This window comes from Roseateles sp. GW835-FHT13E02, from assembly GCF_058794035.1.
In genome coordinates, this window is record NZ_JBXAGJ010000013.1 from 155408 (window position 1) to 182198 (window position 26791).

A 26791-nucleotide genomic window follows, 5' to 3' on the forward strand; every position below is an offset into this window, starting at 1 on the left:
CGGATTAGAGCAGACTGGAAACGGTGATCAAGGCAAATCGCGCGCCGCGTCGGTTCAGAACAGGCCGGCTTCGCGCATGGCGGCGCCAACCTGGGCCTGACCGGCTTCGGTCAGCGGCACGATGGGCAGGCGCAGCTGGTTCTTGATTCGGCCCAGCTGCGACAGCGCCCATTTGGCGGCTGAGGGGCTGGGTTCGCAGAACAAATGCTTGTGCAGGCTCAGCAGCTGGAAGTGAATGCGGCGGGCCTCCGCGATATTGCCGGCCAGAGCCGCCTTGCACAGCTCGTGCATGGCGCGCGGCGCCACATTGGCGGTCACGCTGACATTGCCGCTGCCGCCCAGCAGCATCAGGGCGATGGCCGTGCCGTCGTCGCCCGAGTAGATGTGGAAACCCGTGGGGGCGGCCTTGATCAGCTGGGCTGCGCGCTCGATATTGCCGGTCGCTTCCTTGACGCCGAAGACTCCCGGCAGGCCGGCGCAGCGCAAGGTCGTTTCGGGGGCCATATCGGCCACGGTGCGACCGGGCACGTTGTACAACATCATGGGGATGTCGACGGCCTCGGCGATGGCCTTGTAATGCTGGTAGATGCCTTCTTGCGAGGGCTTGTTGTAGTAGGGCACGACCGACAGGGTGCAGTCGGCGCCGACTTCCTTGGCGAAACGGCTCAGCTCGATCGCTTCCGAGGTGCTGTTGGCGCCGGTGCCGGCCATGATGGGCACGCGGCCACGAGCATGCTCGACGGCCGCCTGGATGATCTGGCGGTTCTCTTCCATGCTGACCGTGGGGGACTCGCCGGTCGTGCCGACGACACAGATGCAGTCGGTGCCTTCGGCGATGTGCCAGTCGATCAGGCCGCGCAGGGCCGGGTAGTCAACGCTGCCGTCTTCTTGCATCGGCGTCACGAGCGCAACGATGCTGCCAACAATCGGGTTCATGGAGGAATGTCCTATGTGATGCGGTGGATTCTACTCAGCGGCGCGTGTGCGCTCGGGGCCGGGCGACTCAATCGAGTGCATAGGCCTGAAAAACAGTGCCCGCAGTGGCGCTCGGCGCTTCGCAAACAGCGGCAACGCGCTGGACATAGCGCGGGTTGACGCCCTCGCGGCCTTTTTCAAAGCCATCTTCAAACGCGACGATGCGCAAGCCCTGGCACAGGCTCAGCAGTTCACCGGGCTGAAGCAGAAAATCCGGCCGCGCCGGGCGGCCGATGGTGTGCTGGCCGAGGGCAAAGGTTTCGTAGATCAGCCAACCGCCGGGCGCCACGGCCGCACGGATCTGTGGGAACAGCGGCCGCCACAGGTAGTTGCTGACCAGCACCAGGTCGAACTGCCGGCCGCTCAGCGGCCAGGGGCCGTTCTCGATGTCGGCGCAGATCAGCTCCGCTGCCAAGCCTTCAGAGGCGGCGAGTGCCGCTGCATCCCGGTCGACGCCGCAGACCTTCATGCCTTGGGCGGCCAGATAGTGCAGGTGGCGGCCGGAGCCGCAGGCCAGATCCAGGGCCGTGGCACCAGCGATTTGAGCCTGCGTCCAGCGGCGCAGCCAGGGCGACACCTCAGCCCCCATGTTCAGAAGCAGGCCCAGAGTTGCTCGGACAGCTGCACCATCAGCGCCGGCTGCAGGTAGGCCAGAAACACCAGGCCCAGCACCAGCAGGATCAGCGCCCAGCGAAGCGCCGGCTTGATCTTGGTGGAAAGCTGGGTCGGATTCATGCGGTTTGAGGGCGCGGCTCGCCGCGCAAGATCGGGCCTTCACGCACCGGCAGGTTCACCAGAGCCGCCGCCACGCCCAGGGCCACGGCCAGCCACCAGACCATGTCGTAGCTGCCCGTGCTGTCGTAGAGCTTGCCGCCCAGCCAGACGCCCAGGAAGCTGCCCACCTGGTGGCTCAGGAACACGAAACCGCTGAGCATGGACATGTGCTGCACGCCGAAGATCTGCGCCAGCACCGCATTGGTCGGCGGCACGGTCGACAGCCACAGCACGCCCATCACCGCCGAGAAGATGTAGACCGACATCGGCGTCAGCGGCGTCAGTAGGAAGGTGACGATGGCCACCGAGCGCAGGCCGTAGATGGCCGAGAGCAGGTAGCGCTTGGGATAGCGCTGGCCCAGCACGCCGGCCCCGTAGGTGCCAAATACATTGAAGAGGCCGATCAGGGCCAGGGCATAAGTGGCCACCTGGGGCGACAGGCCCTGGTCCTTGAGGTAGCTGGGCATGTGCACGCCGATGAACACGACCTGGAAACCGCAGACGAAGTAGCCGGCCATCAGCAGCTGGAAGCTGCGGTAGCCGAAGGCTTCGCGCAAGGCCTGAACGATGCTCTGCGAATGGCTGTGCACCGGCTTGGCGACCTGCGGCTCGCGCAGGCCCAGGGCCAGTGGCAGGATGATCAGGGCGGCACAGGCGAGGATGAACAGCGCGTTCTGCCAGCCGGTCGAGGCAATCAGCCAGTTCTCCACCGGCACCATCAGGAATTGGCCGAAGGAGCCCGCAGCCGCTGCCACACCCATGGCCCAGGAGCGCTTCTCGGCCGGCACATTGCGGCCGATCACGCCGTAGATCACCGCGTAAGTGGTGCCCGATTGGGCAATGCCGATCAAAAGCCCCGCGCTGCCGGTGAAGGCCAGACCCGAAGTCGACAGTGCCATCAGCACCAAACCCAGGGCGTAAAGCAGGCCACCCACGGCCAGCACGCGGAACGGGCCGAAGCGGTCGGCCAACATGCCGGCAAAGGGCCCGGCCACGCCCCAGGCGATGTTCTGCACGGCCAGAGCGAAAGCAAAGGTCTCGCGCGTCCAGCCCCGGTCCATGGTGATGGGTTGCAGCCACAGGCCGAAGCCGTGGCGTATGCCCATGGACAGGGTCACGATCATGGCGCCGCAGAGCAGCACCTGGAACATGGACAGGCGCGGCGCGGCCGGTGGCGTGATGCTGGCGTTCATCCGTGGACTTTAACCAAAGCAGCCCACCCTGCGGGGCCTGGGGTCAGCCTGCGCCCAGCACTCGGCCCTGTCGCACCCGCATCTGGATCTTGCTCAGCGCGTCCAGATCCTGAATCGGATTGGCGGGCAGCAGCAGGAAGCTGGCTTCGCAGCCCGGTTCGAAGCAACCCAGGCGGCGCTTGGGAAAGAGCACATGGGGCGTGGTGATGGTGGCCATCTTGAGCAGCTGCGGGCGGCCGATCACGCCCAGGCGGTCCAGGTTGCGCAGCTCGCCCAGCACGGAGCCATGGAACAGATCCGAGCCGATCAGCAAAGGCACGCCGGCCGCCTGCAGGGTGCGCAGATTGTCGGCCTGCTGGGCGCGCACCTTGGTCAGCTGCTCAGGCGACATGCGGAACAGCTCGCTGGCCGCGGTGGCGGTGATGACGGCGACCTTGCGGCGGGCGGCCTCGGCGGCCATCTCGGGGCTGATGCGGTAGGTCTCGGCGCCCGTGCCTTCAAAGAAGTAGAGGCCGGGCAGGCGGGCGATCCAGTGCGCGCCGGCCTGCACGGCGATGTTGAAGTCCGCCGCCGTGTCGGCCTGGGCAATCACCAGCAGGCGGTCTTGCAAGGCTTTTTTGGCGATGGCGGCTGGCAGCTCAGGCTTCAGGCCCAGGCGGCCGAACTGCTTGGGGTCGGCATGGAGCTCAGGGCTTTCCGAGCGGCTGAGCATGAGCTTGAGCGCCTCGCTCTTGCGCGCCTGCACCAGGGGCCATTTCTTTTCGACCTGTTCCAGGCTGTCCATGACCAGCACGGTTTTGTCGATGTGGTCCTCGGGCTTGGGTTTGAGCCCCGGAGAATTCGGGTCTTCAGCCAGCAGTTGGGCCAGGGGCTGGCCGTCAGACGAGGTGATGCAGGCGGTCACGAACACCAGCTCCGGCCCGGCCGCCTGGGCGCCCGCGGCGGCCAGGGGGCGCACGGCCCCGGCGCCCTTGGGCTCGGCGCATTGCATCAGGGCGTAGAACACGCCGTCGCGCAGATAGCCCTGGCCGTAGCGGCCCCAGGCCCAGGCGTTTTGCAGATTGTGGTTGTGGGCGTCGGCCAGGGGCGGGATCAGGAACTGACCCTTGAGGTTCATGCGCCGCTGGGCTTTTTTGATCTTCTGGCTGGTGAATTTGCCGTCTTTGACGTAGAGCGTGCCGCTGCGGAAGCCCTGGCCGTCGAACCACTCGGCGTTTTTCAGCTCCATGGTCACCGAAGCGCCGGGGCGCAGCTCGTCGGCGATGGGCGGCTGGGCCGAGCTGGGTGCGGCGAAGAGTGCGAGAGCCAGGGCGGCCGCGCCGGCGCCGGCCGGGCGAGGCAGGGGGCGGGGAGAAGTGAAGAACAAGGCGAGGGCAAATGCGGGCATAGGCCGGGCATGGTAGCGAGTTTGAGAGTGCACACCTCAAGCCCGTTTTGCCGGGCGCCTCCCAGGCAAACCCTAGAATCCGCCCCCATGGCCACCAAAGCTTCCTCCTCCTCCACTCCCAATTCCCCCTCCGCCACGCCCGGCAGCTATGGCGAGGGCTCGATCCGCGTGCTCAAAGGCCTGGAGCCGGTCAAGCAGCGCCCGGGCATGTACACCCGGACCGACAACCCCCTGCACACCATCCAGGAGGTCATTGACAACGCGGCCGACGAGGCCCTGGCCGGTTTCGGCAAGCGCATCGACCTGATCCAGCACAGCGACGGCTCCATCTCCATCGCCGACGACGGCCGCGGCATCCCCTTCGGCCTGCACCCCGAAGAGGGTGTGCCCGTGGTCGAGATCGTCTTCACCCGCCTGCATGCCGGCGGCAAGTTCGACAAGGGCTCGGGCGGCGCCTACAGCTTCTCGGGCGGCCTGCACGGCGTCGGCGTCAGCGTCACCAATGCCCTGGCCAAGCGCCTGGAGGTGACGGTCTGGCGCGGCGGCGAAGTGGCCAGCCTCGCGTTCGAGAACGGCGATGTGGTCGAGCCGGTCACGGCCCGCAAAGCCGAGCGCGGCGACCGCAAGCAGGGCACGACCGTGCGCGTCTGGCCCGATGCGAAGTATTTCGAAAGCGCCGAGCTGCCCAAGAACGAGCTGGTCCATCTGCTGCGCAGCAAGGCCGTGCTGATGCCGGGCGTCATCGTCACGCTGACGAATGAGAAAACCGGCGATGTGCAGACCTGGTCCTACAAGGGCGGCTTGCGCGACTACCTGCAGCAGACCCTGACGGCCGATCCGCTGATCCCGCTGTTCGAAGGCGAGCAGTACGCCGGCCGCAGCGAGACCGAGAACTTCGCCGAAGGCGAGGGCGCTGCGTGGTGCGTGGCCTTCACCGAAGAAGGCCAGACCATGCGCGAGAGCTATGTCAACCTGATTCCCACGGTGGCCGGCGGCACGCACGAGTCAGGCCTGAAAGACGGCCTGTTCGGCGCCATCAAGAGCTTCATCGAGCTGCACAGCCTGCTGCCCAAGGGCGTCAAGCTGATGCCGGACGATGTGTTCTCGCGTGCCTCCTTCGTGCTCTCGGCCAAGGTGCTGGACCCGCAGTTCCAGGGCCAGACCAAGGAGCGCCTGAACAGCCGCGATGCGCTGCGCCTGGTGTCGACCTATGTGAAGCCGGGCCTGGAGCTGTGGCTGAACCAGCATGTGGAGTTCGGCAAGAAGCTGGCCGAGCTGGTCATCAAGCAGGCCCAAACCCGCCAGCGCGCCTCGCAAAAGGTCGAGAAGCGCAAGGGCTCGGGTGTGGCCGTGCTGCCGGGCAAGCTGACCGATTGCGAAAGCCGCGATCTGCTGCACAACGAAGTCTTTCTGGTCGAGGGTGATTCGGCTGGCGGCAGCGCCAAGATGGGCCGCAACAAGGAAACCCAAGCCGTGCTGCCGCTGCGCGGCAAGGTCTTGAACACCTGGGAGGTCGAGCGCGACCGCCTGTTCGCCAACAACGAGATCCATGACATCTCGGTGGCCCTGGGCGTGGACCCGCATGGCAAGAACGACGAGCCTGATCTGAGCGGCCTGCGCTACGGCAAGATCTGCATCCTGTCCGATGCGGACGTGGACGGCTCGCACATCCAGGTGCTGCTGCTGACCCTGTTCTTCCGCCACTTCCCCAAGCTGATCGAGACCGGCCACATCTTTGTGGCGCGCCCGCCGCTCTACCGCGTCGACGCGCCGGCGCGCGGCAAAAAGCCGGCCGCCAAGATCTACGCGCTGGATGAGGGTGAGCTCAGCGCCACCCTGGACAAGCTGCGCAAGGAAGGCGCCCGCGAAGGCAGCTGGAGCATCAGCCGCTTCAAGGGCCTGGGCGAGATGAGTGCCGAGCAGCTCTGGGACACCACGCTCAACCCTGAGACCCGCCGACTGAGCCCGGTCACCTACGGCGCGCTCGATCTGGGCGAGACCGAGGTGGCCATCAACAAGCTGATGGGCAAGGGCGAGGCCTCCTCGCGCCGCGAGCTGATGGAAATCCACGGCGACTCCGTCGAAGTGGACGTTTGAACCCGCCGAGACCGCCCAAGTCATGAAAACCGTCTACAACGCCCGCCATGCGGCGCATGCGGCCACGCACGAGTTCTTCCGCGGCCGCCTGGTGCCGGCCTTCGAGGTGCCGGCCCGGGCTGACTATGTGCTGGCCGCGGTGAAGGCCGCCCAGCTCGGTGAGATCGTGGCGCCGGTGGACCATGGTCTGGCGCCGCTGGAGCGCGTCCATGCGCCGGCCTATCTGCGCTTTGTGCAAGGTGCCTGGGCCGAGTGGCAGGCCTTGGGCGGCGAGGGCGATGCCTTCCCGGCCGTCTGGCCAGTGCGCAGCCTGCGCAGCGATGTCGCACCGCGCAGCTTTGCCGCCCGCATGGGCCTCTACTCCATGGACAGCGGCACGCCGCTGACCGCCGGCAGCTGGGAGGCCGCCTACTGGGGCGCGCAAGCCAGCCTGACCGGCCTGGACCAGGTGCTGGGCGGCGAGCGCAGCGCCTATGTGCTGACCCGCCCGCCGGGCCACCACGCCGGGGCGGACTTCTTCGGCGGCTACTGCTTCGTCAACAACGCGGCGGTGGCGGCCCAGGCGGCGCTCGATGCCGGCCTGCAGCGCGTGGCCATCCTTGATGTGGATTACCACCACGGCAATGGCACGCAGGCCATTTTTTACGACCGTGCAGACGTGTTCTACGCCAGCCTGCATGGCGACCCGCAGACGGAGTTTCCCTTCTTCCTTGGCCATGCCGACGAGGCCGGCGCCGGCGCCGGCCTGGGCTTCAATGCCAACTTCCCGCTGCCGGCCGGTGCCAGCAACGAGGCCTGGTTCGCGGCGCTGGAGGCAGCGCTGGAACGGCTGCAAGCTTACGAGCCCGAGCTGCTGATTGTTTCCCTGGGCGTAGACACCTACGGCGGCGACCCGATCTCGCATTTCAAGCTGGACCGACCCGAGTTCAGCCGTCTGGGCCAGCGCCTGGCGGCCTTCGGTGCCCGCACCCTGTTCCTGCAGGAAGGCGGTTATGCCACCGAGGCCATCGGTCACAACGTCGTGGCCGTGCTTCAAGGATTCGAGCCCCGGCCATGAGCACCACGGCGCCGCGCGTGCACCTGCGTCCGACCATGTTGTCGGACCTGGACTATGTCGTCTCCATCGAGCAGGACGGCGCCAACCGCCCCTTCATCACGCCCTGGGAACGGGTGCAGCACGAGGGCGCGCTGCGCTTTCCTGATTCGCGCCACTTCATCATCGAAGCGGGGCCCGAGGCCACGCGCGCCGGTTTTGTCATCCTGCAGGGCTGCCGCAACCCGCATGGCTCGGTCGAGCTCAAGCGCATCGTGCTGGGCCCCAAGGGCGCGGGCCTGGGCCGGCGCGCGGTGCGCCTGCTCAAGGCCCTGGCCTTCACCCAGCTCAAGGCGCACCGCTTCTGGCTGGACGTCAAGGCGCTGAACACGCGCGCGCTCAAGCTCTACGCCAGCGAGGGCTTTGTTGAAGAGGGCCGCCTGCGCGAGAGCGTGCGCGTCACCACCGAGGGCGCCGATGGCTATGACAGCCTGGTGGTGATGTCCTTGCTGGACCGCGAGTACCAGGCCCGCGTGGCCCTGGGCGAGGAGGGCGTTTGAGCCGCTCGCTCTGGATCATGGGGGCGTTGCTGATGGCCTTGGCCGCCCCGGCGCGCGCCGAGCTCTGGGGCTATATCGATGGCCAGGGCATGGCGCATCTGGCCGGCCATCAGGTCGACAGCCGCTACAGCCTGGTGCTCGGCAGTGCCCAGACGCAGCGCGAGGCGGCGGCGCAGACCCAGGTGCCGGGCAAGAGCGATGGCGGCCAGGGCCTGCTCACCTGGCTGGAGTTTGCGCCCGAGGTCAAGGCGGTGCAGCCCTATTTGCGCGAGGCCGCGGCCCGGCATGGTGTGGACATGGAGCTGCTCAAGGCCGTGATCGCGGTCGAATCGGGCTACAAGCATGACGCTGAATCCAAGCGGGGCGCGCTCGGCCTGATGCAGCTCATGCCCGATGCGGCGCGGCGCTATGGGCCAGCCAGCAAGAATGCCGCGAGCAAGAAGCAGCTGCTCGACCCGCGCACCAATGTCCTGACCGGCGCCAAGATGCTGGCCGATCTGATCAAACGCTTCGGCCGCATCGATGCGGCCCTGGCCGCCTGGAATGCCGGCGAGGGCGCGGTGCGCCGCCACAGCGGGCGCATGCCGCCTTTCGCCGAAACCCAGGCCCATGTCCACCTGGTGCTGGAGCTGTACTGGGCCCTGCTGCAACACAGCATGCCGGCCCAAGCCCAGCACCTCAAGATTCACAAGAACGAACCCTGACGACGATTCCGCATGAGCCAGCAGACTTCCATTTTTGACAACCCGCCGCCGAACTCGGGCGGCGGCGGCAGCGGCGGCGCGGGCGACGGTGAAAACCTGACCCTGGGCCACTACGCCGAGCGTGCTTACCTCGAATATGCGCTGAGCGTGGTCAAGGGCCGGGCCTTGCCCGATGTCTGCGACGGCCAGAAGCCGGTGCAGCGCCGCATCCTCTACACCATGGAGCGCATGGGCCTGTCCTACAGCGGCAACACCGGCGCCAAGCCGGTCAAGGGCGCGCGCGTGGTCGGCGATGTGATGGGTAAATTGCACCCGCACGGCGACCAATCGGTCTATGACGCCCTGGTGCGCATGGCCCAGGATTTCTCGCTGCGCTATCCGCTGATCGATGGCCAGGGCAATTTCGGCAGCCGCGACGGCGACGGCGCCGCCGCCATGCGTTACACCGAAGCGCGGCTGTCGCCGATTGCTCGCCTGCTGCTCGACGAGATCGACGAAGGCACGGTGGACTTCACACCCAATTACGACGGCTCCACCCAGGAGCCGCGCCAGCTGCCGGCCCGCCTGCCTTTCGTGCTGCTCAACGGCGCCAGCGGCATTGCCGTGGGCATGGCCACTGAGGTGCCCAGCCACAATCTGCGCGAGGTTGCTGCGGCCTCGGTGGCTCTGCTGAAGAACGAGAACCTCAGTGATGAGGAACTCTTCACCCTGCTGCCCGGCCCGGACTACCCCGGCGGCGGCCAGCTGATCAGCTCGGCCGACGACATCCGCTCGGCCTACCTCAGCGGCCGCGGCAGCATGAAGCTGCGCGCGCGCTGGAAGATCGAAGACCTGGCCCGCGGCCAGTGGCAGCTGGTCGTGACCGAGCTGCCGCACGGCACCAGTGCCCAGCGCGTGCTGGAAGAGATCGAGGAGCTGTCCAACCCCAAGGTCAAGGCCGGCAAGAAGGCACTCAGCCAGGAACAGCTGCAGCTCAAGGCCAGCCTGCTGGCGGTGCTGGACGGCGTGCGCGATGAATCGAGCAAGGACGCCGCTGTGCGTCTGGTCTTTGAGCCCAAGAGCCGCACGGTCGAGCAGCAAGACCTGATCACCACCTTGCTGGCCCACACCAGCCTGGAGACCTCGGCCTCGCTGAACCTGACCATGGTCGGCTCTGACGGCCGCCCGACGCAAAAAGGCCTGCGCCAGATCCTCAGCGAGTGGCTGGGCTTCCGCCAGACCACGGTGCAGCGCCGCACCCAGTTCCGCCTGGACAAGGTGCGCGACCGCATCCATGTGCTGGAAGGCCGGCAGCTGGTGCTGCTGAACATCGACGAGGTGATCCGCATCATCCGCAACGCCGATGAGCCCAAGCCGGCCCTGATCGAGCGCTTCCGCCTGTCCGAGCGCCAGGCCGAGGACATTCTGGAGATCCGCCTGCGCCAGCTGGCGCGCCTGGAGGCGATCAAGATCGAGCAGGAACTCAAGAGCCTGCGCGAGGACGAGGCCAAGCTGGCCGACATCCTGGCCAACCCGAGCGTGCTCAAGCGCACCGTGATCAAGGAAATCGAGGCCGACGCCAAGCAGTACGGCGACGAGCGCCGCACCCTGATCCAGGAAGAAAAGCGCGCCACCGCTGAAGTCAAGGTGGTGGACGAGCCGGTCACCGTGGTGGTCAGCATGAAGGGCTGGGTGCGTGCACTCAAGGGCCATGAGGTCGAGCCTGCAGCCCTGGCCTTCAAGTCGGGCGACCAGCTCTACGGCACCTTCCCCTGCCGCAGCGTGGACCCGCTGATCGTCTTCGGCAACAACGGCCGGGTCTACTCGGTGCCGGTGGCCATGCTGCCGGGCGGTCGCGGCGATGGCCAGCCCATCACCACCTTGATCGAGCTGGAAAGTGGCAGCCAGATTGCGCATTACTTCGCCGGCAATGCCCAGCAGCGCCTGGTGCTGGCCGGCACCGGCGGCTTTGGTCTGATCGCCCAGGTGGGCGATCTGGTCGGCCGGCAAAAAGCGGGCAAGACCTTCCTCAGCCTGGAGGGCACAGAGCAGCCGCTGCCGCCAGCCGTGGTGCCGGCCGGCGAGGTGCTGGGCGTGCAGCTGGCCTGCCTGAGCCTGAACGGCCGCCTGCTGACCTACGGCCTGGACGAGCTCAAGCACCAACCCAAGGGCGGCCGCGGCCTGACCCTGGTGGATTTGGAGGACAAGGATGCGCTGCTCAGCGTGGCCGCCTTCACGCAAAGCCTGCAAGTGATCGGCACCGGCCGCGGCGCCAAGCCCAAGGAGGAAACTCTCAAGGGCGTGGGCCTGGCCAGTTATGCCGGCAAGCGCGCCCGCAAGGGCAAGCCGGTCGAGGCCTTCCAGAAGGTCATGCGCGTGCTGGCGCCCTGATGCGCCGCTCGTTTCTGAAGCGTGGCCTGGCCGGTGGCTCGTTGCTGCTGGGCCTGCCTGCGGGGCTGCGCGCGGCGCCGGCCTTGCAGCCGCTGGACTTTGATGCAGCCTGTCAGGCCCTTGAGGCCCGGCTCGGTGGCCAGATCGGCGTTTTCGCGCTCGACACCGGCAGCCAGGCGCGCCTGGCCTACCGGGCCGATCAGCGCTTTGCCATGTGCTCGACCTTCAAGCTGCTGCTGGCGGCCGCGGTGCTGGCACGCATCGATGCCGGCCAGCTGCGGCCTGATCAACGCCTGCGTTACGGCCCGCGCGATCTGGTGCCGCATGCACCGGTGACAGGCGCCTTGCTGGAAGGCGGCTCGCAATCGGCCTCGCTGACGGTGGCCGCGCTCTGCGAGGCCATCCTGGTGCACAGCGACAACCCGGCGGCCAATTTGTTGCTGCCCCTGGTCGGCGGCCCGCCGGGCCTGACCCGTTTTGCGCGCGAGCAGGGCGATGTGATCACCCGGCTGGACCGCATCGAACCCGCACTCAACAGCAATGAGCCCGGTGACCCGCGCGACAGCAGCACGCCCGAGGCCTTTGTCGGCCTGCTGGACCGCATCCTGGGCAGCGTCTTGTCGGACGAGCTGCGTCAGCAACTGCTGGTCTGGATGAATGCCTCCGAGACCGGCTTGCGCCGCCTGCGCGCCGGTGCGCCGAAAGACTGGCCGGCGGCCGACAAAACCGGCACCGGTGCGCGCGGCGCGGTCAACGATGTGGCGGTGTTTTTCCCGCCCGACCGTGCGCCCCTCTTGATGGCCGTGTTCATGAGTGGCTCCAGCCAGCCGCTGGCTGAGCTGGAAGCCGCCCATGCCGAGCTGGCCACGCGGGCCCTGGCCCAGCTGAGCGCGCCGCCGTCGTCGTCGGCGGCGGCTCGCTGAAGGCGCCGCGGATCCGCGCTGGCGCGCGAACTCACTTGGGCGCGCTGTACGTCAAGCTGTAGGCGCCGCCGCCCGCATAGGACTTGATCTGGAAATAGTAGAAGCCAGCCGCGCCCGTGTAGCTCAAGGCTTCGCTGGAGGCCGGACCCTCAGACTTGGCCACCACGGCCCAACTGCTGCCGTTCCAGCGGTACAGGTAGAGATCGAAATCGCTGCCCGCGGGGCCGCTGAGCTGGGCATTGAAAAGACCGCGGGCTGTCGTTCGCAGATAGCCGGGGCTGCCGCCTGGCACGGTGGCGCTGGCGCCTGCGCCGCTGAGTGAGCCGGTCACGGTGGTGCCGCCCCCAGCGGCGCTGACACTGAGTGTGGCGCCGGCGCTGGTGACCGAACCAGCCGCATTGCCGACCACCACGCTGTACACGGCGCCATGGTCGGCCAGGCTCAGCACCGGGGTGGTGTAGCTGGAGCCGGTGGCGCCGCTCAGGGCTGTGCCGTTGCGTCGCCACTGGTAGCTCAGCGGGCCGCTGCCGCTGGCTTGCACCGAGAAGCTGGCGGTGGAGCCTGCGACGGCATTGACGGCCTGGGGTTGGCTGTTGATCACCGGTGCTGTGCTGGCAGCGCTGACGGTGACGGTGGCTTGTGCGGTCTTGCTGGCATCGGCCACGCTGCTGGCCTGAATGCGGTAGCTTCCAGCCGTCTGAGGTGCGGTGTAGCGTCCGCTGCTGCTGATGCTGCCGCCGCCGGTATCGAGCACGCGCCAAGTGACGGCGGTGTTGCTGCTGCCGCTGACCGTGGCGCTGAACTGCTGGCTGCCGCCGGGACTGAGCGTGACCGAGGCCGGCGTGATGCTGATGCGGATTTCGCTGCCCGGGTTGACAGTCAAGGAGGCGGCATTGCTGCTGGTCGAGCCCAGCGAGTTGCTGACCAGCACGCTGTAGCTGCCGGCATCGCTGGCTTGCACCGCGTTGATGATGTAGCTGGCGGAGCTGCTGTTGCTGCCCAGGTTGACGCCGTTCTTGCGCCACTGGTAACTCAGGCCCGAGCCACTGGCCTGAACGCTGAAGCTGACCGTCTGGCCGACGTTGGCCACCACATTCTGGGGTTGGCTGTTGATGACGGGTGCTCCGGCGGCGCCCATGCAGGCGCTGTCGATGGTCTTGGGCAGGGTGTAGCCGGTGAAGTCTTCCAGAATGGCCAGATTCTCCGCAGCATAGACACGCGCAATCAGGCGCGGCACCTTGGCGCTGCCCAGCTTGGCCGCCCAGCGATCCGATTGCTTCATGTGGTAGGCATTGCGCAGAAACTGCACCAAGACCCATTTGCGCAGCGTCGGGTCGCTCTTGAGCTTGTTGTAGTAAGCGCTGTGCTTGGACTTGGCCACGCGAAGGTACAGCTGCAGATAGCTGGTGTTGGTCAACGCCAGGTCACGTGAGTTGCTGGCACCGATGCCGTCGATGAATTCACCGACTGCCGCCGCCGCCGGCAGGCCCATCAAGCTGGCATTGAGCTCGGCCGTGACGCCCTGCAGGTGGTACTCGCCTTGCTGGGCGTTCTTGAGATAGACCTCGTCGGTCTCGGACGAAGCGTCATCGGTGATCAGGCTCAAGATCTCCTTGCGCGCAAAGCCACCGTCGCTGTCGTAGAGATTGAACTTGAGGAACTGCGTCTGCTCGTCAATCCAGGACGAGCTGTAGTTGTTCCATTGCGTTCGTTCGGCCGCCAGATCCCACATATGGGTTTCTTCGTGGATGGCCACCATCAGGGACTCGGCCAGTTTGTTGAAGCTGCTGGTGTCGACAAAGCCCTTGAAGTACTGATCATTGGCTTGAGCGGTGGCCAGGGCCTTGCCGCTGGGCCAGCGGCGGCCGTAGACGCTGGTGATGGTTTGCAGCCAGTTGTTGGACTGGTAGGCTGATTTCAGATCACTGACATCGGCGCTGAAATTGATGGGCTCGCTATAGCAGAAGCTGCCCTTGTCGATGTCGTCCAGCACGATGCCTTGCTTGGGGGCGGCCGACGCGCCCGCGGTGGCAGCCGTGGCTTTGGCACGGGGCATGTCGCTCGCTTGGGGGCTGATGGCGTTTTCGCTTGGGCGGTCTTGAAGGCTGCCGCCGCCACAGGCGCTCAGCGCCAGGGCGGCCAGCAAGGACAGCGTCCATTGCCGGAAGGTCTTTTTCATGTGGGTTTCCTCTTTCTGCTTGAGAACAAGCCAGTGACGAAGGTGGGCGCCTCGCACGCGGGGCGCATGCGCTGCTGCCTGCGCCGGGCTGATTCGCCGGAGCTTCAGCACGGGCGAGGCAGGGCCGGCCTCGCTGCGGCCGGGAACGAACGCAGCGGGCGGGCAAAGGGACGTGGTGTGGTGAGCTAATGCATTACTTCGGCAGGGTGTAACTCAGCGTGAACGCACCGCTGCCTGCGTAAGAGCTGAGCTGCAGGTAGTAATAGCCGGCTGTCCCGGTGTAGCTGAAGGCCTCGTTGGCGTCCGGCCCCTCCGACTTGGCGACCACGGCCCAGCTGCTGCCGTTCCACTTGTACAGGTAGAGGTCGAAGTCGGCCCCGGCCGGGCCCTTGAGCGTGGCACTGAACTTGCCCCCGGCGCTGCTTAGGTGGTAGCCCGGGCTGCCGCTGGGGTAGGTCAAGCTGGCACCCGCCGCCAGCGTGCCGTTCACGGTGCTGCCGCCGCTGTTGTCCGAGGTGACGGTCAAGGTGGCGTTGGCGCTGGTGACGCTGCCGGCACTGTTGCTGATGGTGACGCTGAACTGCGCGCCGTTGTCGGCGTTGGCGGCTGCGGCGATCGAGTAGCTGGCCGCTGTGGCGCCAGCGATGGCACTGCCGTTCTTGCGCCACTGGTAGCTCAGCGGCCCGGTGCCGGCCGCGGTCACCGAGAAGCTGGCTGGGCTGCCCGCTCTGACACTGACATTGCTCGGCTGCGTGCTGATGCTGGGCGGTACGGCATCGCTGTTCCTGACCGTCAGCGTGGCGGCCGCGCTGCTCACGCTGCCGGCGCTGTTGCTGACCAGCACGCTGAACTGCGCGCCGTTGTCGCTGAGGCTGGTGGGCCCCGTGCTGTAGCTGGCGGCCGTGGCGCCGGCGATGGCCGTGCCGTTCTTGCGCCATTGATAGCTCAAACCGTTGCCGCTGGCGCTGACGCTGAAGCTGGCGCTCTGGCCGGCATTGACCGTCACGCTGCGCGGCGGGCTGCTGATCACGGGCAGGGCGTCGCCACCGCCGCCGGTGTAGCTGTCGAACACCGCTTTGGCTCGCGCTTCATTGACGGCATGCCAGGGGTTGGACAGGGCGCGCATGCGCGAGGTTTCGGTCGGCCGGTACTTGCCGCTGGGGCAATAGTCGGCACCCTGGAACACCCCCACCGTGCCATTGCTGACCGAGCCCGGGTTGGTCGGTACCGGCGTGGTGGCGGCGATCAGCTGCGCCCATTTGACCCCGTTGCGCGTGGCCACACGGGTGACGTTGGCGGCGCGGGGCTCGCTGCTGGTGTCGCAGGTGCCGTTGTCGTACTCGTCGGCCAACTGGAAGGCCGCATGGCCGATCTCATGCAGGGCGATCTCGATGGATTGGGGGTGCAAGGAGAAGCCGCCGATATTGCCGCTGGCCGCGCCGGCATAGGTGGGGCTGTTGACCAGCACGATGATCACATCGCGGCCATTGGCCGGCGCCACGGCCGAAACGGCCGCCAGCACCTTGGCTTCGTCGGTGCACACCAGGCGCGCGATGTTGAAACATCCCAGTTGGCTGCCCAGCGCCGAGTTGCGCACCACGCCGCCTTCGGTCACGCCCGACTGGGCGCTCTCGATGTCAACGCGGCGGATGTTCAGCGCACCCTTGAAACGGGCGAACAGCGGGTCGGCCATGATGCCGTCCGACACCCGTTGGGCCGCGGTTTGCCAGGCCGGCATTTCAGCGCGGGTGAAACCGTCGCCGATGATGACGATGTCCATGCGCTGAGCGCTGCTGCCGCTTTCCCACAGCAGGGTGCTGCCGGTGGGCACGGCGGTCGCTGCCAAGGTGTTCTGCTGGGCGCTGCGTTGAACCAAGGCATCCAACTCCTTGCGGCTGAGGCGTCGGCCCGGCGTTGCGCTCAGGCCCGCTTGGCTGCGGTACTCGCTCAGCTCAAGGCTGGCGAGTTGGGCGGGCTCCGGCACGCTCAGCTCAATCGCGCCCCGTGCGGCCAAGGGCCGAGACAGCTCAATCTGACCGGTCGTTTCATTGAAGACCTCGGCCGTCTTGCGGCTGGGGTTGGCCACGGCGCGGCGAAACAACTCCTGCCCCTGGGCATTGCGCCCGATCACGAGCAGTTCACCCTCGCGCGGTTTCTGCCGGGCGCCGGGCTGGGCAAAGCTGCCACGCTGAGCGTGGCTGATGTCGAGGCTGGTGGTGCCGAGGCTGGCATCGGCAGACAGGCGCAGCAGAAGATCTTGGGCCTGCGCGGTGACGGCAAACAGCGCCAGAGCGGCGCCAGGGATGGACAGGGTGAGTGGGTTCCAATGCTTCATGGGCATGCTCCATCGGTTGCGGTCGGGCGGGTGGCCCAACCAGGGGATGACGGAGCGCCATGGTCGTGAAACTCAGCGCAGGCGGCTTGTACGGAATGCGCGCAAAACGAAAGAATGGATGCAAACGTGGTTTCGCTGCATCTCGGGACTAACCCGATGAATCGGCGTAGCCGGCCTGGCGGGGTTCACCAGCGGCAGAAGGGCAGATTGCTGAGCGCCGAGTTGAAATAGCGAGGGTCCTGGCTGACCTCTTGGCCCAGCCAGTCGGGGCGTTCGAAGGCCTGGTCGGCCTCGCTGAGCTCGATCTCGGCCACAACCAGGCCGGCGTTGTCGCCGAGGAACTCGTCCACCTCCCAGAGCATGCCGGCGTGGCGGATCTCGCGGCGGATCTTCTCGACCCGCGGGCCTTCGCACAGGGCCAGCAGCTCGCGCGCGTCCGCCACTGGCACCGGGTACTCAAACTCGGCCCGGGCCACGCCTTCGCAGCGGCCCTTGATGGTCAGCCAGGCCTGTTCGCCCTTGATGCGCACGCGCACCGTGCGTGCCGGGTCGCGGTTCAAATAGCCCTGGCTGATGAATTCGCCCGGGCCGCTGGCTTTCCAGGCCTCGCCGAGGACCAGGAATTTGCGTTCGATTTCAACCGCCATGAGACGTGGCCGATCAGACTCGGGCCATGGCGCGAGCGCAGTCGCGCACCAGGGCCGGGCCTTGATAGATCAGGCCGGTGTAGATCTGCACCAGGTCGGCGCCGGCTTGCAGCTTGGCGCGGGCGTCTTCGCCGCTCATCACGCCACCCACGCCGATGATGGGGTAGTTGCCCCCCAGGGCCGAGCGCAGCAGGCGGATCACGCGGTTGCTGGCCTCGAACACCGGCCGGCCTGAGAGACCACCGGTTTCCTCGGCATGCGCCAGGCCCTTGACCGCCTCGCGCGAGATGGTGGTGTTGGTGGCGATCACGCCGTCGATGCCGTTCTTCTGCAGGGTTTGGGCGATCACGGCGACCTGCTCCTCGTCCAGATCGGGCGCGATCTTGACGAACATGGGCACCTGGCGCTTGGCGCTCGCTTCCAGCTGCAGCTTGCGTTCCTGCAGGCGGCCGAGCAGGGCGTCCAGGGCCTCGTCGCTTTGCAGGGCGCGCAGATTCTTGGTGTTGGGGCTGGAGATGTTGACGGTGATGTAGTCGGCATGCGGGAACACACCGTCCAGGCCCAGCAGGTAGTCGCTGGCGGCCTCTTCGATGGGGGTGACGGCGTTCTTGCCAATGTTCAGGCCCAGCAGGCCGCCGGCCGCGCGGAAGCTGTGCGCGCGCTGCACATTGGCCAGGAAACTGGCCAGGCCTTCGTTGTTGAAGCCCAGGCGGTTGATCAAGGCGCCGGCCTCGGGCAGCCGGAACATGCGCGGCTTGTCATTGCCGGGCTGGCCCTTGGGCGTGACCGTGCCCACCTCGATGAAACCGAAGCCCATGGCGCCCAGGCCGTCGATGCAGCGGCCGTTCTTGTCCAGGCCGGCGGCCAGCCCGATGCGGTTGGGGAACTTCAGCCCGGCCAGCTCGATCGGATCGGCGATGCGCGGCTGCGACCACAGGCATTGCGCCGGTGTGTTCTGCAGCCGGGCGATGGCGCCCAGCGTCAGCTCATGGGCATGTTCGGGGTCCAGGCCGAACAGAAAAGGGCGGGTGAGGGCGTAGGGGATCATAGGCATAGCGGGGAATTGTCGCAGAGGGGCGGGGCAGGACCGAGCCGGCTTTTGGGCATGCCCTTCCAGACCACAAGCCGCTCTGCGGTTCACATGGGTCGATTGGCTTCGCCGGCGGCCCAGCAGCAATGCCGCAGCCTGCACAGTCAATGGCCCCCATGTTTCTTGTAGCTTGATCCATGCAGTCTTTCGACAACCCCGCTCAGGACCGTGAAGTGGATCAATCGTCAGGCGATGAATTGTGTGAAGAATTTAAGATGAGTTTGCTTGAGTCGCTTTGAACGTCAATATATTATTGGAATGCGTCATGATTGCGAAACATGGTGTGCTATTGTTTGTTACTTTCGCGCTAGCTTGCGCATCTAGTTTTAGTTGCGAGGAGGGCGAAAATGTGGTCTTCCAATGTCAAGCCGGGAAAAAGATTGTGTCCCTTTGCTTGAGTGAAAAAGTGGGGGGCAACAAGGGTGCGCTTAGTTATGTATTCGGATTCCCTGGTCAAATTCCTGAATTGATCTATTCAAATAAGGAGAAGGCTCTTTCGGAAGTCTTCACGTTTGACTATGAGCCATGGGCAAAGGGCTCGCGTTCAATTGTGACATTTACGAGGGGCAGCTATATGTACTTCGTGCATGTATCTACATCTTCGTTTCCATATGCAGAGACTCCAGATGAGGCTGGTGTTCGTGTATTTCGCAATGGCACTGAAATAGGGCAGGTCAATTGTGATATGGAGACTGTTCGCAATAATATGTATCAGTTTTTGCATGTAAAGAATTTGCCTCGCTATTCCGAGTCTAAGAAACCCTCTAGATAAACTTGTTGATTGGATTAGGGAATGTCGCCAAAGATGCTCCTGACTAGCAATGAAGCTCAGCTTGAATTGAGTTTGGGCGGTCGCAGAGAAGTTCTGCCGCGCGTTCGCTCCAATAAGGGGCTCGATTTCGGCGTATTGCCCAGTGCCGCTTGCCAAGGATTTGCTGAATTTCACTGTTAGTCAGCTCAATGTTTGGCAAACAACTGCTGCGCCGAGGTCCGTCAACCCACTCGAAGGCGCGGCAGAGGCAGCCCTGCAGAGTGGTCTCGGTCTGGGCCCAAGTGAACTCAACTTGGTCGTCCCTGAAGATCTATGCAAGCCGCATGATCATCGAGGCCTCAAGGCGGCTGCCGATGCCCTTCACACCCAGGAAGTTGTTCGATCAAGCCCTGGCTGGATCGCGCCGAGAAGTTACCCACGAGCCAAGAGCAAAGGCTTGGCTTGAATTGGCTTCAGGTGGTCAAGCCCACCATGGGCATGCAGGCGAGCAGGTTGGGTCAGGCGACCATCGCGTGAGGCGGATCGAGTCAGAACTGATAATGCCAGCAATGTTTCTTGGAGTTTGAGTCATGCAGTCTCTCGACAACCCCGCAAAGGACCGCGAAATCGGCCGCCGCAGCGATGCTGGTGATGCCAGCACGCAGGACAGCACCCGCACCGACGACACCCGCATCGGCGCCGTTCGCCCCTTGATTTCGCCGGCCCTGCTGCTGGATGAGTTGCCGCCGCCGGACAGCTCGCTGCAGTTGGTCGAGCAGGCGCGCCGCGACATCAGCGATGTGCTGCACGGCCGTGATGACCGCCTGCTGGTGGTGGTGGGCCCATGCTCCATCCATGACCACGACCAGGCCATGGACTACGCCCGCCTGCTCAAGGACTTGCGCGCCGAGCTGAGTAAAGACCTGCTGATCGTCATGCGCGTATATTTCGAGAAGCCGCGCACCACGGTCGGCTGGAAAGGCTACATCAACGACCCGCGCCTGGACGGCAGCTTCCACATGAACGAAGGCTTGCGCCTGGCGCGCAAGCTGCTGCTGGATGTGACGGCCCTGGGCCTGCCGGCCGGTACCGAGTTCCTTGACCTGCTGTCGCCGCAGTACATCAGCGATCTGGTGTCCTGGGGCGCCATCGGCGCGCGCACGACCGAGAGCCAGAGTCACCGCCAGCTGGCCTCTGGCCTGTCCTGCCCGGTGGGCTTCAAGAATGGCACCGACGGTGGCATCAAGGTCGCCAGCGATGCGGTGCTGGCCGCGCGCGCCAGCCATGCCTTCATGGGCATGACCAAGATGGGCGCGGCCGCCATTTTCGAGACCCGCGGCAACGACGATTGCCACATCATCCTGCGCGGCGGCAAGACGCCCAATTACGACGCAGCCTCGGTGGCTGCCGCCTGCGAGGCCATGCGCAGCGCCGGCCTGCGCGAGCAGGTGATGGTGGACTTCTCGCACGCCAACTCGAGCAAGAAGTTCGAGCGCCAGATCGATGTCGGCCGCGATGTGGCGGCGCAGATCGCGGGTGGCGAGCAGCGCATCACCGGTGTGATGATCGAGTCGCATCTGCAGCCGGGTCGGCAGGACCTGGCCGAGGGCCAGACCAAGCAGGATCTGCTGCCCGGTGTCTCCATCACCGACGCCTGCCTGGGCTGGTCGCAGACCGAGCCCCTGCTGCGCGAGCTGGCGGCCGCGGTGCGCGCGCGGCGCGGCTGAGCGGGCAGGCCCCCGGGCCGAAACGCATCCGAACTGGATCGAGGGCGACCGCTGGCGGCCGCCCTTTTTTTTGTTCACCTGGCTTGGCCTCAGCGGGCCTTTCCTTTCGCGCCTGCCGGCTGCGGTTGGCGCCGCGGGGCTTCACTTGGTCGCAAGGGGCTGGGACGCCAGCGCGGGGCTTTCTAGAGTCCAGTCATCGCCACTGACTGAACCCGAAAAGGACCTGCCATGATGAAAAAGATGTCGTTCCATCGCCCGGCCGCTGCGGCGCGCCGACTGATCGGCCTGGCTGCGGCCGGCCTGGTGCTCAGCGGCAGTTGCAGCCTGTCGGCCCTGGCCGCGGATGCACCGGTCAGCGCAGTTGCCGCGCCGGCTGCTGCGGTCGACATGGAGCTGGAACTCAGCGGCATCGCCAGCAGCGAGGGCCAGATCCTGGTCAGCGTGTTCGCCTCGCCCGAGGATTGGCTCAAAAAGCCGGTGGCCGTGGCCAGCGCCCCGGCCAGCGCCCAAAAAGATGGGCGTATGGTGATCAAGCTCAGTGCCTTGCCACCCGGCCGCCTGGCTCTGAATGTGGCGCACGACCTCAACGGCAATGGCCGCCTGGACATGAACGCCATGCGCATGCCGACCGAGCCCTTTGCCTTCTCCAACAACGCCACCGGCATGTTCGGCCCGCCCAAGTTCGAGGCGGCGCAGTTCGAGGTGGTGGCCGGTGCACGCCTGAGCGTGTCCTTGAAGTGATGTGAATTGGCGCAGCGCGCAAGGAGTGGACGCGATGACGATGACCCTGCAAAGACGTGATTGGCTCAAGTTCGGTGCCGCCACTGGCCTCGCTTGGACGGGGCTGCAAGAAGCCATGGCCCAGGGACTGGGTGTGGCGGCATTCGCCAGCGGGGCGCCGGAGTTGCTGCCACTGCAGGGCTTGCGCGGCCAGGATCTGGACGCCCGCGATCTGCAGATCGAAGGCCGCCTGCCCGACGGTTTGCGCGGCACCTACTACCGCAACGGCCCGGGCCTGATGGCCCGCGGTGAGGAGCGCTACCGCCATTGGTTCGATGGCGATGGCCTGGTGCAGGCCTGGACCTTCGGCGGCAGCGCGGGCCGCGGCCAGGTGGCGCACAAGGCCCGCTTTGTGCAGACGCGCAAGTTCAAGGCCGAGGCTGAAGCCGGGCGTTTCCTGCTGCCGGCTTTCGGCACGGCCATCCCGCCGCGCATGGCCATCCAGAACTCCGACAGCCTGAATGTCGCCAACACCAGCGTGATGTTGCTGAATGGCCGGCTCCATGCGCTGTGGGAGGGCGGCAGCGCCTACGAGCTGGACCCGCAGACCCTGGCGACGCGTGGCCCAAGGGTCTGGTCGCCCGAGCTGGCCGGCATGCCGTTCTCGGCCCACCCCAAGGTGGAGCCGGATGGCACGGTCTGGAACTTCGGCACGGCCGGCGACCGCATGGTGGTCTACCAGATCTCGGCCCGGGGTCAGGTCTTGCGCAGCGAGGTCTTCGAGTCACCGGTGCCCGTGCCCATGGTCCACGATTTCGCCATGTCTCAGCGCTTTCTGGTCTTTCTGCTGCCGCCGATCCAGCTGGACATGGCGGCCGTGCGTGGCGGCCAGAGCATGCTGGATTCCATGCGCTGGCAGGCGCAGGACGCGACCCGGGTGCTGGTGATCGACAAGGCTGATTTCAGCCGCCGGCGTGTCTTCGAGATGCCAGCCAGCCTGGTGTTTCACTTCGGCAATGCCTGGGACGAGGGCGCGGCCGGTGCCGAGACCTTGTACCTGGACTATGTCGAGTCGCGCCCGCTGCCGCAGGCCAATGCGGAGTTGCAGCAGGTCATGCGCGGCGAACGGCCGGCGCCGCAGAGCTCGCAGCCGCGTTTCATGCGCTTGCAGGTGGGGGCCGCGGCGCCCGGTGCGGCGGGCGTTCAGCCCTCAGCGCCTGGCCGCATCAGCGTGCAGTCGCGCAGCGAATCGGTTGAGTTTCCGGTCGTCGACCCGCGTGTGGTCGGGCAGCGCCACCGCCATGTCTACTACCCGACGGCCGTGGACCTGGGGCCACGCTGGGGCTACAACGGCTTGATGCACCTGGATCTGGAGACCGGGCGCCGCGAGCGCTTTGCCTTCGGCCCCGAGGTGGTGCTGGAGGAGCATGTGCTGGTGCCCAAGCCGGGCACGCCGCAAGGCGCGTCCGGTGAGGGCCAGGGCTGGCTGCTGGGCCTGGGTTATGACTGCCGCCGCCAGCGAAGTTTTGCCAGCGTCTTTGACGCCCAGGCGCTCAGCGCTGGCCCCTTGGCACGTGTGTGGCTGCCGTACTGGGTCACCTACGGCTTCCACGGCAAGTTCTACGCCGCCTGAGGCGTCAACAGCGCCGCCGAAGGTCCTCGAGCTTGCGCCGCTGCACAGCGTCGCCTCAGTTCAGCGCGGCATGCCGAGCCCGGCAGAGCTCGGGCTGGACTTCGAGCCCGGCTTCTGCCGGCTTCAGCGCTGGCTGCTGCTCAGTTCGGCGACCACGGCATCGTTGGTCATGCCGCTGTGCAGATGAATGGCGCTGCGCTCGCTGTGGCTGTCTTCGGCCTCAAAAGCGCCACCGCTCAGGCCCACCAGGGTCAGCACGGCGATGGCCGTGATCCAGGACTGCGGGTCGCGTAGCGCACGCAGGGCGGTCGAGACACCGAAACGCTCCTGGCCGGCGTGGCCATGCCCGCGCCGGATCGCTGGTTTGCGGCCCGATTCCAGGCTGGTGCGAGCGACCCAGCCGGGCAGGGTGGAGGCCCCGCCTGCGCTTTGCGCTGGAACAGCGACGCGGGCGGCGCTCGAAGGCTGGGTGGTGTGGGCGGCGGTGGGGCGGCTCAGGTTCATCGTCAGGGCTCCAGGGGGCTTGCTTGGGCTTGGCTGCTGATGCGGACATCGCGTGTTCCGTCGCAGCGTTGCGGCAACTGTATAAACAAACAGCTGTATGTGCAAACAGTATTTTTCCCGGGAGGGGTTTGCGTTCCAAGGCTCGACCCTGGCCAGGCTCTGGGGCCGTGCTCTGCTGCCGGGCCAGGGTGGCCCGCGAGCGTGATCGATAATGCGGGCTTTGCAGCGCAACCCTCGCAGCGCTGCTTCTCCTTCCTTTTTTGACCCCTCGACGCACCATGACCCAAGACGAACTCAAGACCCTGGTTGGCCAAGCCGCTTTGCAGTACGTGGAGCCCGGCAGCATCGTCGGCGTGGGCACCGGCTCGACGGTCGACAAGTTCATCGATGCCCTGGCCGCCAGCGGCATCCAGGTGGCGGGCGCCGTGTCCAGCTCGGTGCGTTCGACCGAACGCATGAAGGCCCTGGGCATTGCCGTGCTCGACGCGGCCGAGGTGCAGGGCCTGGGCGTCTACATCGACGGCGCCGATGAGATCGATCACGGCGGCCACATGATCAAGGGCGGTGGCGCGGCGCTGACGCGCGAAAAGATCGTCGCCGATCTGGCGCAGAAGTTCGTCTGCATCGCCGACGAATCCAAGCTGGTCCAGACCTTGGGCAAGTTCCCGCTGCCGGTCGAGGTCATCCCCATGGCTGCTGCCCAGCTGGCCCGCCGCTTTGCGGCCCTGGGCGGCGTGGCGACGCTGCGCGCCGGTGTGGTCACCGACAACGGCTGCCACATCCTCGATGTCACAGGCCTGAAAATCAGCGACCCGGTCGCATTTGAGGCCGATGTGAACCAATGGCCCGGTGTGGTCACCGTGGGCGTGTTTGCCCGCAACCGCGCCCAGGTCTGCCTGCTGGGCACCTCGGAAGGCGTGAAGACCTTGAGCTTCTGATTCGCCGATTCGGGCTCGCACGAGAACAAAAAAGCCGGCGCATCGCGACCGGCTTTTTTTGTGCCTGGGCCTCGCTCGGGCCCAGGTTCCTGACTCGGCCTCAGTGGCGCCGTGCAGCGCCGCTGCGTTCCAGGCGGAACACACCGATGGCCTCCGCCAGGCGCGAGGACTGATCGCGCAGGCTCTCGGCTGCGGCGGCCGATTCCTCCACCAGGGCCGCGTTCTGCTGGGTCATCTGATCGAGCTGGGTGACGGCGGCATTGATCTGGTGGATGCCATCGCTTTGCTCGCGCGCCGAGGCGCTGATCTCGCCAATGATGTGGGACACGCGCTGCACGCTGGCGACGATCTCGCCCATGGTGCTGCCGGCGTCCTGCACCAGGCGGGTGCCCGATTCGACCCGCTCGACGCTGGCGCCGATCAGGCTCTTGATCTCGCGTGCGGCCTCGGCCGAGCGTTGGGCCAGGGAGCGGACCTCGCTGGCCACCACGGCAAAGCCGCGGCCTTGCTCACCGGCTCGGGCGGCTTCCACGGCCGCATTCAGCGCCAGGATGTTGGTCTGGAAGGCGATGCCATCGATGGTGCCGATGATGTCGCCGATGCGGCGCGAGCTGTTGCTGATCTCTTCCATGGTGCTGACCACCTGGCCCACCACGGTGCCGCCGCGCTGCGCCACCTCGGCCGCGCTGCCGGCCAGCTGGTCGGCGGTGCTGGCCGATTCGGCCGTCTGCTTGACCGTGCCGGTCAGCTGCATCATCGAGGCCGCGGCCTGCTGCAGATTGGAGGCGGTCTGCTCGGTGCGGGCCGAGAGGTCGTGGTTGCCGGTGGCGATCTCGGCGCTGGCGGTGCTGATGCTGTCGGTGGAGCTGCGCACCTCGCCGATCAGCTTGAGCAGCGAGGCCTGCATCAGGCGCAGCGAGTTCAGCAGCTGGCCGGTTTCGTCGGCGCCGCCGGCCGGGATCGGGTGGCTGAGGTCAAAGTTGGCAATGGCCTCGGCCGCGCCCACGGCTTGCTGCAGGGGCGCGGTGATGGAGCGGGTCAGCCACAGGGCCAGGCCGACGCCTGCGGCGGCTGCGCACAGGGCGAAGACGATCAAGCCGGTGCGGGCCGTGCTGTTGTTCGACTCGATGCGGTGCGCCGCTGCGTCGAGCTGCTCCCGCTGCAACTGCACGATGGCTTTGATCTGCTCCTGGAAGTGCGCCGCGGCGGGTTGGAACTTGCTGTCGAAGAGCTGGCGCGCGCCGTCTGAATCCCCACCTTTCTTGGCGGCGGTGACCGCGTCCCGGGCGCTCAGATAGGCCTTGCGGGCTTCTGACAGCGATTCGAACAGGGCACGTTCCTTGGGCGAGGTCAGCAGGGTTTCCAGGCGCTTTTGCAGCTCGCCCGATTGCTTGGTGGATTCGGCGGCGCCTGCGGCAAAGAAGTCGGCCAGGCTGGCGTCGGCACTGACGGCGATGGCGCTGGTGCGGTTCACGCCATTGGTGATGTTGCGATACCAGTCCGTGGCGGCGCGCTCGGCCACCAGGGCTTCCTTGTGGATCACCTCGGACTCGACCGCCACCTTGTGCAGCGCCCAGTAGCCCAGGGCCGATCCCGCGGAGGAGATCAGCAAGACGAGGCTCAGTACAGCGCCCAGTCGTTGACCGATGGAGCGGCCCTTGAGGGAGGTTGGAGATGTTGAAGTCATTGAAAAGCCTGATCCTTGGGGGTGGGGTGAGCCCTGGCTGCCGCACAAGCGAGCGAAAGAGGCGGCCACAGGCCTCACCTCTGGCTTATCGGCTGGTGCGCGCACCTTTTGAGTGCCATGCACGGGATATGTGCGAAAGGCGGCCCTGGCAGCGGGCCATGCGCGCTCAGTCGGGCTGGGCCGAATGATCGGGCCAAGCGGGCGCAGGCGCCGCGGCCGACAACCGGGGCAGGGTGATGCGCACTTGGCAACCCTGTCCAGGCGGGCTTTGCAGCTCCAGACGCCCGCCCATCAGTTCGCAGACCAGGCTGTGGGCCGTGCTCAGGCCCAGGCCGCTGCCACCCTGACCCAGGCGGGTGCTGAAAAACGGCTCCAGCACATGGGGCAGGTGCTCGGCCGGGATGCCGGGCCCGTCGTCCTGCCAGAGCAGTTGCACGGCCTCGCGTTCCTCGGTTTCATCGCCCGGCGTGCGGATCTGGCCCAGTGCCAGCCCGGCCCAGCCTTGGGTGCGACCGGCCCAGCCATGCTGCAGGCTGTTGTCGAACAGCTGGTCCAGCACCTCAT

Annotated in this window: 23 protein-coding genes; 11 read left to right on the forward strand and 12 right to left on the reverse strand. The window is 66.4% G+C overall.

What is annotated here, in order from left to right; genetic code table 11:
- Positions 1-54 precede the first annotated feature (54 nt).
- The 5 genes from dapA to AC1Q6P_RS14510 form a co-directional block, all read right to left on the reverse strand.
- Positions 55-936: a 4-hydroxy-tetrahydrodipicolinate synthase gene (gene dapA, locus AC1Q6P_RS14490; protein ID WP_492664554.1), complete on the reverse strand. Its 882-nt coding sequence runs from the start codon at positions 934-936 to the stop codon at positions 55-57.
- Positions 937-1003: 67 nt separating this feature from the next.
- Positions 1004-1564, reverse strand: coding sequence for a class I SAM-dependent methyltransferase (locus tag AC1Q6P_RS14495; RefSeq protein WP_492664553.1), 561 nt, complete (start codon positions 1562-1564; stop codon positions 1004-1006).
- Between the two features lie 2 nt (positions 1565-1566).
- Positions 1567-1710, reverse strand: coding sequence for a hypothetical protein (locus AC1Q6P_RS14500; RefSeq protein WP_171827980.1), 144 nt, complete (start codon positions 1708-1710; stop codon positions 1567-1569).
- Positions 1707-2942, reverse strand: coding sequence for an MFS transporter (locus tag AC1Q6P_RS14505; protein WP_492664552.1), 1236 nt, complete (start codon positions 2940-2942; stop codon positions 1707-1709). The genes AC1Q6P_RS14500 and AC1Q6P_RS14505 overlap by 4 nt, the downstream gene beginning before the upstream one ends.
- A gap of 43 nt (positions 2943-2985) precedes the next feature.
- Complete coding sequence (locus AC1Q6P_RS14510) at positions 2986-4329, reverse strand: amidohydrolase family protein (RefSeq protein WP_492664551.1); 1344 nt, start codon at positions 4327-4329, stop codon at positions 2986-2988.
- 87 nt (positions 4330-4416) lie between these two features.
- On the opposite strand from AC1Q6P_RS14510, the gene AC1Q6P_RS14515 reads away from it, so the two are divergent.
- The 6 genes from AC1Q6P_RS14515 to bla are packed head-to-tail and all read left to right on the forward strand — an operon-like array spanning position 4417 to position 12016.
- The gene (locus tag AC1Q6P_RS14515) at positions 4417-6426 is read left to right on the forward strand and encodes a DNA topoisomerase IV subunit B (RefSeq protein ID WP_492664550.1); all 2010 of its coding nucleotides are present in this window, start codon (positions 4417-4419) and stop codon (positions 6424-6426) included.
- Positions 6427-6448: 22 nt separating this feature from the next.
- On the forward strand, positions 6449-7483 hold the full coding sequence (locus AC1Q6P_RS14520) for a histone deacetylase family protein (protein WP_492664549.1): 1035 nt from the start codon (positions 6449-6451) through the stop codon (positions 7481-7483).
- Positions 7480-8019: a GNAT family N-acetyltransferase gene (locus tag AC1Q6P_RS14525; RefSeq protein ID WP_492664548.1), complete on the forward strand. Its 540-nt coding sequence runs from the start codon at positions 7480-7482 to the stop codon at positions 8017-8019. The genes AC1Q6P_RS14520 and AC1Q6P_RS14525 overlap by 4 nt, the downstream gene beginning before the upstream one ends.
- Entirely contained in the window at positions 8016-8723 is a 708-nt protein-coding gene (locus AC1Q6P_RS14530) for a lytic transglycosylase domain-containing protein (protein WP_492664547.1), read from the forward strand. Before AC1Q6P_RS14525 ends, AC1Q6P_RS14530 begins: the two co-directional genes overlap by 4 nt.
- Before the next feature lie 12 nt (positions 8724-8735).
- On the forward strand, positions 8736-11093 hold the full coding sequence (gene parC, locus AC1Q6P_RS14535) for a DNA topoisomerase IV subunit A (protein ID WP_492664546.1): 2358 nt from the start codon (positions 8736-8738) through the stop codon (positions 11091-11093).
- Entirely contained in the window at positions 11093-12016 is a 924-nt protein-coding gene (gene bla, locus AC1Q6P_RS14540) for a class A beta-lactamase (protein WP_492664545.1), read from the forward strand. The genes parC and bla overlap by 1 nt, the downstream gene beginning before the upstream one ends.
- A 31-nt stretch (positions 12017-12047) precedes the next feature.
- Here the strand turns inward: bla and AC1Q6P_RS14545 are convergent, their stop codons facing one another.
- The 4 genes from AC1Q6P_RS14545 to AC1Q6P_RS14560 all read right to left on the reverse strand — a co-directional run bounded on the left by AC1Q6P_RS14545 (position 12048) and on the right by AC1Q6P_RS14560 (position 18231).
- A complete protein-coding gene (locus tag AC1Q6P_RS14545; protein ID WP_492664544.1) occupies positions 12048-14195 on the reverse strand; it encodes an immunoglobulin domain-containing protein in 2148 nt (715 codons plus the stop codon).
- Between the two features lie 193 nt (positions 14196-14388).
- Positions 14389-16530, reverse strand: coding sequence for a M64 family metallopeptidase (locus tag AC1Q6P_RS14550; RefSeq protein ID WP_492664543.1), 2142 nt, complete (start codon positions 16528-16530; stop codon positions 14389-14391).
- A 185-nt stretch (positions 16531-16715) separates the two neighbouring features.
- A complete protein-coding gene (locus AC1Q6P_RS14555; RefSeq protein WP_492664542.1) occupies positions 16716-17177 on the reverse strand; it encodes a CYTH domain-containing protein in 462 nt (153 codons plus the stop codon).
- A gap of 13 nt (positions 17178-17190) precedes the next feature.
- A complete protein-coding gene (locus AC1Q6P_RS14560; RefSeq protein WP_492664541.1) occupies positions 17191-18231 on the reverse strand; it encodes a quinone-dependent dihydroorotate dehydrogenase in 1041 nt (346 codons plus the stop codon).
- 301 nt (positions 18232-18532) lie between these two features.
- Between AC1Q6P_RS14560 and AC1Q6P_RS14565 the strand changes: the two genes are divergently transcribed.
- From AC1Q6P_RS14565 to AC1Q6P_RS14580, 4 genes are all read left to right on the forward strand, one after another.
- Positions 18533-19039: a hypothetical protein gene (locus tag AC1Q6P_RS14565; protein WP_492664540.1), complete on the forward strand. Its 507-nt coding sequence runs from the start codon at positions 18533-18535 to the stop codon at positions 19037-19039.
- Positions 19040-19608: 569 nt separating this feature from the next.
- Positions 19609-20745, forward strand: a complete 1137-nt coding sequence (locus AC1Q6P_RS14570) for a 3-deoxy-7-phosphoheptulonate synthase (protein WP_492664539.1) — start codon at positions 19609-19611, stop codon at positions 20743-20745.
- Positions 20746-20976: 231 nt separating this feature from the next.
- Entirely contained in the window at positions 20977-21486 is a 510-nt protein-coding gene (locus tag AC1Q6P_RS14575) for a DUF2141 domain-containing protein (protein WP_492664538.1), read from the forward strand.
- 34 nt (positions 21487-21520) lie between these two features.
- Positions 21521-23098, forward strand: coding sequence for a carotenoid oxygenase family protein (locus AC1Q6P_RS14580; protein ID WP_492664537.1), 1578 nt, complete (start codon positions 21521-21523; stop codon positions 23096-23098).
- Between the two features lie 123 nt (positions 23099-23221).
- On the opposite strand, the gene AC1Q6P_RS14585 is transcribed toward AC1Q6P_RS14580, so the two are convergent.
- Positions 23222-23602: a hypothetical protein gene (locus AC1Q6P_RS14585; protein WP_492664536.1), complete on the reverse strand. Its 381-nt coding sequence runs from the start codon at positions 23600-23602 to the stop codon at positions 23222-23224.
- Positions 23603-23880: 278 nt separating this feature from the next.
- On the opposite strand from AC1Q6P_RS14585, the gene rpiA reads away from it, so the two are divergent.
- A complete protein-coding gene (gene rpiA / locus AC1Q6P_RS14590) occupies positions 23881-24540 on the forward strand; it encodes a ribose-5-phosphate isomerase RpiA (RefSeq protein ID WP_171827963.1) in 660 nt (219 codons plus the stop codon).
- A gap of 100 nt (positions 24541-24640) precedes the next feature.
- On the opposite strand, the gene AC1Q6P_RS14595 is transcribed toward rpiA, so the two are convergent.
- The gene (locus AC1Q6P_RS14595) at positions 24641-26227 is read right to left on the reverse strand and encodes a methyl-accepting chemotaxis protein (protein ID WP_492664535.1); all 1587 of its coding nucleotides are present in this window, start codon (positions 26225-26227) and stop codon (positions 24641-24643) included.
- A 166-nt stretch (positions 26228-26393) separates the two neighbouring features.
- On the reverse strand, positions 26394-26791 hold a 398-nt coding region (locus AC1Q6P_RS14600), incomplete at its 5' end, for an ATP-binding protein (protein ID WP_492664534.1).

Coding starts and splice junctions, on each gene's coding strand:
- AC1Q6P_RS14575 (WP_492664538.1), top strand. CDS start 20,977: ATGAAAAAGATGTCGTTCCATCGCCCGGCCGCTGCGGCGCGCCGACTG.
- AC1Q6P_RS14565 (WP_492664540.1), top strand. CDS start 18,533: ATGATTGCGAAACATGGTGTGCTATTGTTTGTTACTTTCGCGCTAGCT.
- AC1Q6P_RS14545 (WP_492664544.1), bottom strand. CDS start 14,195: ATGAAAAAGACCTTCCGGCAATGGACGCTGTCCTTGCTGGCCGCCCTG.
- AC1Q6P_RS14525 (WP_492664548.1), top strand. CDS start 7,480: ATGAGCACCACGGCGCCGCGCGTGCACCTGCGTCCGACCATGTTGTCG.
- AC1Q6P_RS14495 (WP_492664553.1), bottom strand. CDS start 1,564: ATGGGGGCTGAGGTGTCGCCCTGGCTGCGCCGCTGGACGCAGGCTCAA.
- AC1Q6P_RS14570 (WP_492664539.1), top strand. CDS start 19,609: ATGCAGTCTCTCGACAACCCCGCAAAGGACCGCGAAATCGGCCGCCGC.
- AC1Q6P_RS14500 (WP_171827980.1), bottom strand. CDS start 1,710: ATGAATCCGACCCAGCTTTCCACCAAGATCAAGCCGGCGCTTCGCTGG.
- AC1Q6P_RS14510 (WP_492664551.1), bottom strand. CDS start 4,329: ATGCCCGCATTTGCCCTCGCCTTGTTCTTCACTTCTCCCCGCCCCCTG.
- rpiA (WP_171827963.1), top strand. CDS start 23,881: ATGACCCAAGACGAACTCAAGACCCTGGTTGGCCAAGCCGCTTTGCAG.
- AC1Q6P_RS14515 (WP_492664550.1), top strand. CDS start 4,417: ATGGCCACCAAAGCTTCCTCCTCCTCCACTCCCAATTCCCCCTCCGCC.
- dapA (WP_492664554.1), bottom strand. CDS start 936: ATGAACCCGATTGTTGGCAGCATCGTTGCGCTCGTGACGCCGATGCAA.
- AC1Q6P_RS14550 (WP_492664543.1), bottom strand. CDS start 16,530: ATGAAGCATTGGAACCCACTCACCCTGTCCATCCCTGGCGCCGCTCTG.
- AC1Q6P_RS14560 (WP_492664541.1), bottom strand. CDS start 18,231: ATGCCTATGATCCCCTACGCCCTCACCCGCCCTTTTCTGTTCGGCCTG.
- AC1Q6P_RS14595 (WP_492664535.1), bottom strand. CDS start 26,227: ATGACTTCAACATCTCCAACCTCCCTCAAGGGCCGCTCCATCGGTCAA.
- AC1Q6P_RS14585 (WP_492664536.1), bottom strand. CDS start 23,602: ATGAACCTGAGCCGCCCCACCGCCGCCCACACCACCCAGCCTTCGAGC.
- AC1Q6P_RS14555 (WP_492664542.1), bottom strand. CDS start 17,177: ATGGCGGTTGAAATCGAACGCAAATTCCTGGTCCTCGGCGAGGCCTGG.
- AC1Q6P_RS14520 (WP_492664549.1), top strand. CDS start 6,449: ATGAAAACCGTCTACAACGCCCGCCATGCGGCGCATGCGGCCACGCAC.
- bla (WP_492664545.1), top strand. CDS start 11,093: ATGCGCCGCTCGTTTCTGAAGCGTGGCCTGGCCGGTGGCTCGTTGCTG.
- AC1Q6P_RS14580 (WP_492664537.1), top strand. CDS start 21,521: ATGACGATGACCCTGCAAAGACGTGATTGGCTCAAGTTCGGTGCCGCC.
- parC (WP_492664546.1), top strand. CDS start 8,736: ATGAGCCAGCAGACTTCCATTTTTGACAACCCGCCGCCGAACTCGGGC.
- AC1Q6P_RS14505 (WP_492664552.1), bottom strand. CDS start 2,942: ATGAACGCCAGCATCACGCCACCGGCCGCGCCGCGCCTGTCCATGTTC.